Origin of the sequence: Nocardiopsis protaetiae (assembly GCF_045446735.1) — a bacterium.
Lineage (GTDB): Bacteria > Actinomycetota > Actinomycetes > Streptosporangiales > Streptosporangiaceae > Nocardiopsis > Nocardiopsis protaetiae.
On the sequence record NZ_JBJJBV010000259.1, the window covers coordinates 1 to 9,464 of the forward strand.

Below are 9,464 nucleotides of genomic sequence, written 5' to 3' on the forward strand. Positions count from 1 at the left end.
GGCCTGGTCCGGGCCCCGGTAGTACTCGGCGGCCCGCGTCAGGGTGTCGACGGGCCGGTCGCCCGCGATGCCCGGCGGGCGCCGGATGTCCCCGCCGTGCACCACGGCCTCGCCCCGGCGGCCAGGCGGGTACAGCGACCGCCTCCCCGCAGCGTCGTGGTCGGCGAACGCCCCGCGCGCCATCGGTCCCCCCGTCCCCGGCACCGGCCCTGTGGTGTCGGCCGGTCCTCCCCCGCCCCCCGGCAGCGCACCGGCCCGTGACCGACCTGTGCGCGTACCCCCTCGGCCACAGTGGGGATCCGGGGCTTTTCTCCGGGTATCGGGTATTCGCCGGAGTGGGCCCGCCCCATGGCCCTGATCCCGGACCCCCGGGACCGACCACAGGAGGCACGCGCGTGGGTTACCTGCGGTTGCTGCGGCACAGGCGCGTGGCCGCGCTGTGGACGGCGCAGCTCCTGGCCGTGGTGGGGGGCCGCCTGTACGCGCTGGCCGTGATGTGGCTGGTGTGGCAGGCCACCGAGTCGGCCTTCCTGATGGGCCTGGTCGCGGTCCTGGAGTCGATCCCCTACATCCTCATGGGCGCGTTCGGCTGGCGGCTGACGACCCGCCTGGCCACCTGGGGCCGGCTGGCCCTGGTGCAGCTGGCGTACGCCGCGGTCGTGGCCGCGGTGCCGCTGGCCTGGGCGCTGCTGGACGCCTGGGCCCGGAGCTCCGCGACGCCGCAGGCCGAGGACGCCGCCGCGCACCTGCGGGTGGTGCTGCTGCTGGTGGTGGCGCTCCTGGTCGGGACGGCGTCCTCCCTGCTGGAGCCGCTGCTGCCCGCGCTGGCCCCCTCCCTGGTGGACGACGACCGGGTGCGGCCGCTGATGGGGCTGCTGGACCTGGCCGGCCGGCTGGCCCGGATCCTGGGCCCGGGGGCCGCCGGGGCGCTGCTGCTGGTCGTGAGCGAGGTCGGCTTCTACGGGGCGACCGCCGTGGGGTTCCTGGTGAGCGCGGTGGTGATCGCGGGACTGGGCCGCGCTCCCCTGCGCCGGTACGACTCCGGCGCGGTGCCCCTGCCGGGCGGCTCCCCGCCACCGCCGTCCCGGCACGCTCTGCGTTCCCTGCCGTCCCGGCCGCCCCCGCTGCACCCCGGCGCCACCGCCGCCGGATGGCGCATCCTGGTGCGCTCCCACCCGTCGGTGGCGGTCGCGGTGGTGCTCAACGGTGCCGGGCAGCTGGCGGGCACCGCCTCGGCCGTGGGGCTGCCGATCCTGCTCACCACCGTCCACGAGGAGGGCATGGCCGTCTACGGGGCGCTGACCGCGCTGGCGGCCGTGGGCGCGGTGGCGGGCAACCTGGCGGTGGGCAACCTGCGCCCGCGCGGTCCGTGGCTGCCGGTGTTCTGCGCGGCGTGGGCGGTCGCCGGGCTGCTGCTGGCCGCCATGGGGCTCTCCCCCACGGTGGGGGTGCTGGCGGTGGTCATGGTCCTGTCGGGGGCGGCGATGCCGTGGGCGAGCGTCACCCTACAGGTGTCCATCGCCGACCGCTTCCCCATGGCCGAACGCGTGGCGGTGCTGTCGGCCCACCACATGGTGGTGCGCCTGTGCGGGACGGCGGGGATGCTGGTGGTGCCGCTGTTGGTGGCCGCCGACCCGCCCACGGGCCTGGCCCTGACCGGCCTGGCCCTGGTGGTGGCGGCGCTGGCCGCCGGGGTGCTGGGGCGGCGCATCCCCGAGACCGCCTCCGAAGGCTGATAGGGCGGGGGCCACAGGCCCCCGCCCGACGCCTACCCGACGCCTACCTGGCGGGCAGGATCCGCCCGCTCACCCGGCCGAAGTGGACCAGGGTCCCGTCCGGGCCGGGCGCGGTCGCCGTGATGGTGACCTCGTCCCCGTCCTCCAGGAAGGTGCGCTCGGTGCCGTCCGGCAGCCGCAGCGGCTCCTTGCCGCTCCAGGTCAGCTCCAGGAAGCAGCCCCGCTGCTCCACCTCGGGACCGCTGACCGTGCCCGAGGCGTACACGTCGCCGGTGCGCAGCGACGCCCCGTTGACGGTCATGTGGGCGAGCTGCTGCGCCGCCGTCCAGTACATCTGCGAGAACGGCGGCCGCGACACCACGTGCCCGTTGAGCCGCACCTCCAGCCGCAGGTCAAGGCCCCAGGGCTGCGTTCCGCGCAGGTACGGCAGCGGCTCGGGGTCCTGGGCGGGCTGCTCCACCCGGGCCGACTCCAAGGCGGCCAGCGGCACCACCCACGGGGAGACCGACGTGGCGAACGACTTGCCCAGGAACGGGCCCAGCGGCACGTACTCCCAGGCCTGGAGGTCGCGCGAGGACCAGTCGTTGAGCAGGAACACGCCGAAGACGTGGTCGGCGAAGCCGTCCACCGCCACCCGCCCGCCCATCGGGCTGGGCGTGCCGACCACGAAGCCCACCTCGGCCTCGATGTCCAGCCGCGCCGACGGCCCGAAGACCGGCACCGGCTCGGTGGGCGGCTTGCGCTGCCCGGTGGGGCGGACGATGTCGGTGTCCGACACCACGATGGTCCCGGAGCGGCCGTGGTACCCGATGGGCAGGTGCTTCCAGTTGGGGGTGAGCGGCGCCTGGTCGGGGCGGAAGATCCGGCCGACGTTGGTGGCGTGGTGCTCGGAGGCGTAGAAGTCGACGTAGTCGGCGACGGTGAACGGCAGGTGCAGCCGCACCGACGCCCGGTCCACCAGGTGGGGGCGCACCGCGGCCTCGTGGGCGGGGTCGGTGAGCCAGTCCACCAGGTCGGCGCGGACCCGCTCCCACACGGGGCGGCCAGCGGCCAGCAGCGCGTCGAGGTTCGGGGCGCCGAGCAGGTCGGCGTGGGGCGAGCCGACGGCGCGCGCGGCACCGCCCAGGTCCAGGACGTGGGGGCCGATGGCGGTGCCCAGGCGGGTGGTCCCGTCGCCTTCGGCGCTGAACACCCCGTACGGCAGGGTGGCCAGGCCGAACTCGGTGTCCTGGGGCAGGTCGATCCAGCTGTCGGGCATGGGGTGTGCGCTTTCTGGGTGCGGCCCGGATGCGTTCCGGGTGCGTGTCTGGGTACGTCCCCGCGGCCGGACCTTCGGTGCCGGTCCGGCCGCGGGGGTGGTCGTTCGTCCGCGGGTCAGCGGCCGAGCGCCCCGAGGACGATGAGGTCCTCCAGCGGCTCGATGATGCTGCACGTGCCGAAGGAGCGGAAACCGGCCCGGACCGCGGCCGCCTCCCCGGCGCTCAGGCCCGAGGCCCGGGCGGCCAGGACCCTGCCGTCCCGTTCGGCCAGGACCGCGGCCGCCTCGGCGGCGCCCCCGCCCTTGATGAGCGTGTCGGTGGCCAGCAGGACGTTGAGGAACCCGTGCTGCTCGAACCCCTCGGCGGTGGTGTGCCGGACGGCGTGGTGCAGCCCGGCGGTGCACTTGAAGGGCACCCCCAGGTCGACGGCGGCGTACAGGCACGCGGCCAGCTCGTCCTCGGTGGGGTGGGCCTCCTTCGTCAGCCCGCCGGTGCGGAACTTGGCGCGCGGCCCGGCGGAGGCGAGCGCCGCCAGGTCCGCGCGGACCCCCTCGGGCCCGTCCCGCCGAGACACCTCCACGTAGCCGTCGACGCGCTCGTGCGGACCCGACCCGTCGGGCAGGTGGGCGTCGAGCGCGGCGGCCACCTCGGCGGCGCCCTCGGGCGGGGCCGCGACCTCCAGGCCCCTCAGGCGCAGCGCGGGGTCGGCCAGGACCGCCTCGACGGCGGGGGCGACCCCGTCGGCGCCGCCGGGGACGGTGACCACGACCTCCAAGGGCGGGTGGTCGCCCTCCTCGCGGGACAGCACCGCGCGCAGTTCGGCCACGCGCGCGTCGGACACCAGGAAGGGGCCCACGTAGGCGGCCCGGGACGAGGCCCGGTGCGCCCGGTGGGCGGGCAGGGCCTCGCCCATGGGGGCGTTGCCCGGCGGGAACAGGGCGGCGTCGTCGAACAGGGAGCGGTACAGGGCGTCCCCGGCCCCGCCCGCGTCCGCGCTCCCGCCCCGCACAGCGTCGGCGCCGCTCAAGATTCCCGCTTCCCCCCGGCCCAGGTCCAGGCGTAGGTGCCGTCGTCGGAGGCGGTCCCGCCCTCGCCCAGGTCCAGCGGCCGGAAGGTGTCCACCATGACGGCGAGCTCGTCGAACCGCTCGGCGCCGATGCTGCGCTCGTAGGCGCCGGGCTGGGGGCCGTGGGAGTGGCCGCCCGGGTGCAGGGAGATGGAGCCCTGCCCGATCCCGGAGCCCTTGCGGGCCTCGTAGTCGCCCCCGCAGTAGAACATGACCTCGTCGGAGTCCACGTTGGAGTGGTAGTAGGGGACGGGGATCGCCCCGGGGTGGTAGTCCACCTTGCGCGGCACGAAGTTGCAGATGACGAAGTTGTGGCCCTCGAACACCTGGTGGACGGGCGGCGGCTGGTGCACCCGGCCGGTGATGGGCTGGAAGTCGTCGATGTTGAACACGTACGGGTACAGGCACCCGTCCCAGCCGACCACGTCGAACGGGTGGGCGGGGTAGGTGTAGCGGGTGCCGGAGATGCCGCCGGGGCCGTTGCCGCGGTGCTTGATGAGCACGTCCACGTTCTCGCCCTCGGCCAGCAGCGGCTCGGAGGGCCCGCGCAGGTCGCGCTCGCAGTAGGGCGCGTGCTCCAGCAGCTGCCCGTACCGGGACAGGTACCGCTTGGGCGGGGCGATGTGGCTGTTGGCCTCGACCACGTAGGCGCGCAGCGGCTCCTCGCCGGTGGGCACCCAGCGGTGGGTGGTGGCCCGGGGCAGGATGACGTAGTCGCCGCGGCCGACCTCCAGCAGGCCGAAGACGGTCTCCACGCGGGCGCTGCCGGACTCCACGTACACGCATTCGTCGCCGATGCCGTTGCGGTACAGCTCCGAGGGCGCCCCGGCGACCACGTAGGAGATGCGCACGTCGTCGTTGCCCAGGACCAGGCGGCGCGACTCGACGACGTCGGCGGCCTTCCACTCCTGGTCGTCGAAGAGCGAGTGGAGCCTGAGGTGGCGCGGCACCATCGGCGCGTTGCGGGTGCGGCTCTGGTCGGGGACCTCCCACTCGGCGGCGTCGACGATGGCCGACGGGATCGCGCGGTGGTAGAGCAGCGAGGAGTCGGAGGAGAAGCCCTCCTCCCCCATCAGCTCCTCGTAGTACAGGCCGCCCTCGGGGGTGCGGTGCTGGGTGTGGCGGGTGCGGGGCACCTCGCCGACCTGGCGGTAGTAGGCCATGGCATGTCCTCCAGGTGGTCGTCGTCGGTGGTCGTGCGGTCGGTGGGCGCGGAGGCGTCAGAGCGCGGGCGCGGGTCGTTCGGGGGCGGCGGCCCGCCCCAGGCAGGTGCGGACGGCGGCGGCCAGGGCCCCGGTGTCGGCGGCGTCGACCACGGCGGCGATGTGGGCGTCGGGGCGCAGCACCCACACCTGCCCGGGGTCGCCGTCCAGGGCCTTGGTGAGGGCGCCGGTGGCGTCGATGTCGGCGAGGTGGAACGCGGCCACGGGGGCGCCGGTGGCCTGCCGGGCGGCGGCCAGGGCGCCGTCGCGGGCGGCGTCGGCGTCGGTGCCCTCCGGGAGGGGGCCCAGCAGCAGGGTGACGCCCTCGCGCAGCAGCGTCCGCAGCCGGGTGGGCGCCTCCCCGTCGAAGAGGCCGTCGGGAAGCTCGACGGGGGCGTCGGGGGCGATCACACCGGGGCAGGGCCTGGGGGCGCGTCCGCGGGGCGGGCGGCCGCCGAAGGGGAGCCCGGCGTTGGGGGTGGTGAGCGGGGAGTCCACGTACCAGAAGGGTTCGGCCAGCCGCCCGGAGTCGACCCGGGCGCGGGCGGCCTCGTCGGTGAGGGCCTGCTCCAGGACGGTGACCCGGGTGGTGTGCTCGGCCTCGTCCTGGGGGACGAGGAAGCGCATGGTGGCGCTGGTGATCTCGGCGTTCTCCAGCGCGGCGGCGTGGCGCTCGGTGTGGTAGGTCTCCAGGAACTCCTCGTCCGCCCACCCGGCGCGGACGTAGGCGATCTTCCAGGCGGCGTTCTCGGCGTCCTGGACCCCGGAGTTGAGGCCGCGGGCGCCGAACGGCGCGACCAGGTGGGCGTTGTCGCCGACGAGCAGGATGCGGCCCGAACGCATGCGGTCCACCACGCGGGTGTGGAACCGGTACACCGAGTGCCAGACGATCTCGTAGGGCTTCTCCCCGATGATCCGGCGGATGCGGGCGTCCAGGCGGCCGCTGGTCTCCTCGGCCTCCAGGTCGAAGTCGGCGGGGACCTGCCAGTCGATGCGGAACACCGAGTCGGGGCAGGGGTGGATGAGCACCTGGCGGCCGGGGTTCCACTCGGGGTCGAAGTAGAAGCGGCGCTCGCGCGCCCAGTCGCCCAGGTCTGCGCGGATGTCGCAGATGAGGAAGCGGTCCTCGAAGCTGGTGCCCTCGAACCCCAGGCCCAGGGCGCGGCGGACGACGCCGCCGTGGGCGCCCAGGCAGGACAGGGCGTGGGTGCCGTGCAGGCGGACCGGGCCGGTGGGGGTGTCGCAGGTGACGGTGACGCCGGTGCCGTCCTGCTCGATGCCGATGACGGTGTGGTCCCAGGAGACGGCCACCCCGGCCTCGGCGAGGCGGCGGTCCAGGATCTCCTCGGTGCGGGACTGGGAGATGTTGACGAAGGGCGGCAGGGGGGAGGCGCCCGGGTCGGCGAGGCGGACGCTGAACAGTTCGCTGTCGCGGTAGAAGGTGCGGGCGGTGTCCCAGGTCAGGCCTTCCGCGGCGACCTCTCCGGCGCCCACCCAGTCCCACACGTCCAGGACGTCGCGCTGCTGGCAGATGGCCTTGGAGCCGATGGCGTCGCGCTCGGGCCGGGAGTCGACGATGCGGACGGGGACGCCGCGCCGGGCCAGCAGCAGGGCCGCGGTCTGGCCGACGGGGCCGGCGCCCAGGACCAGGACGGGCTCGGCGGAGGTGTCGGCGGGGGGTCGTGGAGCGGGAGGTCGCATGTCGGGCTCCTGGGCGTCGGCGCCCCTCGCGGGGCGGGGATGGTCGGTCGCGGCCCCGGCGGCGGAGGGGTGTCCGCCGCCGGGGCGCCGCGCTGGTCACCTGGAGGAGGGTTCCCCGAGGTCGCGGGGCTCAGCCCTGTCCGTCGGGGTCGGGCCCGGGGATTCGCTCGGCCCCGGCGGCCCGCTCAGGCCTGGAGGAGGTCCCAGACCTCGCGGTCGCGCTCGGCCGTCCAGATGACGGGGCGCTCGATGCCGGAGAACTCGTCCCACAGGCGGGAGACGTCGAAGGGCAGGCAGTGCTCGAAGATCGGCCAGTGGCCGTAGTCGTCGGCCAGGGCGGCGTGGGTGGCCTCGAAGGCCTCCTTGAGGGTGCCGCCGCGCTCGTGGACGCCGCCGACCTCGCGGATCATCACGTCGAGGAAGTTGCGGGTCTGCTCGATGGCGGCGTCGACCTCGTCGCGGCCGCGGCTGACGGCGCCGCGCCCGCCGACGAGCATCTCGGCGCCCAGGGCCTTGACCTTGTCCAGGGTGGCCCCGGCCCAGTCCTTGTGGAAGGCGTCGCCGGTGTAGAGGGCGGCCTGGGCCTCGACGAGGTCGCCGGCGAAGAGGATCTTCTGCTTGGGCAGCCAGGCGACGATGTCGCCCTCGGTGTGGCCGCGGCCGAAGTACTCCAGGACGAGTTCGCCGCGGTCGCCGCCCAGGTCGATGGTGGTGCGGTCGGCGAAGGTCTGGGTGGGCCAGGTCAGGCCGGGCACGGAGTCGGCGTCCTTGGCCAGGCGGGGCATGCGGCCGAACTCGCTGGCCCAGTCCTCCTTGCCGCGCTCGCGGATCAGCTCGTGGGTCTTCTCGTGGGTGATGATGATCTCGGCGTCGAAGGCGCTGGCGCCCAGGACGCGGACCGCGTGGTAGTGCGAGAGCACCAGGTAGCGGATGGGCTTGTCGGTGTGCTCGCGCAGCTTGGCCAGCCACTCGCGGGCCGCGGTGGGGGTGGCCAGGGCCTCGAACGCCACGAGGAAGTCCTCGCCCTCGATGGCGCCCACGTTGGGGTCGCCTTCGGCGGTGAGCGCGTAGACACCGTCGGCCAGGACCTCCAGGGTCTGCTCCTTGGCCTCGGTGTCGGCGGACGAGGCGAACGGCTTGGCTGCCATGGTCGTGGGGACCCCTTCACTCGCTTCGGGCGACGTCCGCCGCCCCATAATGATCAAACATTTGATGATTCAGACCATAACGTGCCCTGCGTCACCCGACCAAGGGGTGCAGAGCCATCCCATGGGTGATACAGGTCACACTGTACGCCCTCGGGCCGCCGGCTGCGGGGCGCCGACCTGCCCCGCACTCCCATCCCTCCCCCGCGGCGCACGCCGTCACCGCCGCCCCACCGCGGGTCACCGTTCCTCCGGGAGCGAAGACAGGAAAAGCACCGATATCACCCGCAAAAGAACGACCACCACGTTCCGTTCACGCCGCATCACCGTCGAACAACACGGCCACGGAAAAGGAAAAGAGCGGTAAACACGACTCGGACCCCAGGTATTAGGCTTGGCCCGTGACCAATGACACCGCACCCCCCAGTGACCTCACCTTCTGGTCGTTCGTCGACTACGCGGTGCAGAAGGCCGAGCAGGAACTCCCCTCCGTCAACGCCGACGCCATGCGCATGGTGCTCACCCTCAACCGGGCCACCAGCATGGTCATCTACGACCTGGAATCCAGCGTCCACCGCCCGCGCGGGCTCACCTGGCCCGGTTTCCGGGTGATCTTCGCGCTCTGGCTGGCCGGGCCGATGGAGGCCAAGACCACCGCCGAGATCTCCGGCATGAGCCGGGCCGCCCTGTCCGCGCTGCTCAACACCCTGGAGCGCGACGGACTCATCCTGCGCGAGCGCGCCACCCACGACCGCCGCGCCCTCCAGCTCAGCCTGACCGAGGCGGGCTACCGCGCCATCCTCGGCGGGTTCCGCGCCCACAACCGCCGCGAGTCCGCCTGGGCCGAGGCCCTGGAGCCCGAGGAGCAGCGCGAGCTGGTCCGCCTGCTCAACAAGCTCATGGCCGGGTCCACCGACGCCCAGGCCAAGTTCCGCAACTGAGGCGGCACGCCGCTCGAACACCCGCGCACCCGGCGCCCACCCCGCGCCGCCCCGCACGGCACCGCCCCGCGCCAAGGGCCAATCCCGACCGGACCGGCCCTTGAACCCGGTCCCCCGCCGTGGAGAGCATGGGGGCATGGACGACTCCACCCGTGCCCGTATCGACGCCGCACGACGGCGCTTCTCCCCCGAGACCGTGTACCTCAACACGGCCACCCACGGCCTGACCCCCGACACCGCCCTGGACGCGGTGCTGCGGTACACCCACGACGTGGCCGCGGGGCGCTTCTCCCCGGCCGACGCCGACCCGGGTGTCGAACGCGCCCGCGCCTCCTACGCCCGCCTGCTCGGCGTGCCCGTGCAGAACACCGCGATCGGCGCCTACACCGCCCAGTTCGTCGGGACGGTCGCCGC

Annotated in this window: 7 protein-coding genes and 2 pseudogenes; 3 read left to right on the forward strand and 6 right to left on the reverse strand. The window is 74.4% G+C overall.

All coding sequences use genetic code 11. The features are described from left to right. Positions 1-183, reverse strand: a pseudogene (locus tag ACJOT3_RS28235) (hypothetical protein); the annotation flags it as partial. A 212-nt stretch (positions 184-395) separates the two neighbouring features. Here ACJOT3_RS28235 and ACJOT3_RS28240 point away from each other — a divergent pair. Next, positions 396-1,736, forward strand: a complete 1,341-nt coding sequence (locus ACJOT3_RS28240; RefSeq protein ID WP_406976164.1) for an MFS transporter — start codon at positions 396-398, stop codon at positions 1,734-1,736. Positions 1,737-1,779: 43 nt separating this feature from the next. On the opposite strand, the gene fahA is transcribed toward ACJOT3_RS28240, so the two are convergent. The 5 genes from fahA to ACJOT3_RS28265 form a co-directional block, all read right to left on the reverse strand. Continuing rightward, positions 1,780-2,994 carry a fumarylacetoacetase gene (gene fahA, locus ACJOT3_RS28245; RefSeq protein ID WP_406976165.1) on the reverse strand — a complete coding sequence of 405 codons (1,215 nt, stop codon included), beginning with the start codon at positions 2,992-2,994 and terminating at the stop codon, positions 1,780-1,782. 116 nt (positions 2,995-3,110) lie between these two features. Then, positions 3,111-4,022 (reverse strand): hypothetical protein, encoded by a 912-nt coding sequence (locus ACJOT3_RS28250; RefSeq protein WP_406976166.1) that lies wholly within the window; start codon positions 4,020-4,022, stop codon positions 3,111-3,113. After that, positions 4,019-5,224, reverse strand: a complete 1,206-nt coding sequence (locus ACJOT3_RS28255; RefSeq protein WP_406976167.1) for a homogentisate 1,2-dioxygenase — start codon at positions 5,222-5,224, stop codon at positions 4,019-4,021. Before ACJOT3_RS28255 ends, ACJOT3_RS28250 begins: the two co-directional genes overlap by 4 nt. Before the next feature lie 57 nt (positions 5,225-5,281). Further along, complete coding sequence (locus ACJOT3_RS28260) at positions 5,282-6,964, reverse strand: FAD-dependent monooxygenase (RefSeq protein WP_406976168.1); 1,683 nt, start codon at positions 6,962-6,964, stop codon at positions 5,282-5,284. A gap of 185 nt (positions 6,965-7,149) precedes the next feature. After that, the gene (locus tag ACJOT3_RS28265; protein ID WP_406976169.1) at positions 7,150-8,112 is read right to left on the reverse strand and encodes an MBL fold metallo-hydrolase; all 963 of its coding nucleotides are present in this window, start codon (positions 8,110-8,112) and stop codon (positions 7,150-7,152) included. Positions 8,113-8,510: 398 nt separating this feature from the next. Between ACJOT3_RS28265 and ACJOT3_RS28270 the strand changes: the two genes are divergently transcribed. Continuing rightward, positions 8,511-9,050 carry a MarR family winged helix-turn-helix transcriptional regulator gene (locus ACJOT3_RS28270; RefSeq protein ID WP_406976170.1) on the forward strand — a complete coding sequence of 180 codons (540 nt, stop codon included), beginning with the start codon at positions 8,511-8,513 and terminating at the stop codon, positions 9,048-9,050. A 136-nt stretch (positions 9,051-9,186) separates the two neighbouring features. Continuing rightward, positions 9,187-9,464, forward strand: a pseudogene (locus ACJOT3_RS28275) (aminotransferase class V-fold PLP-dependent enzyme); the annotation flags it as partial.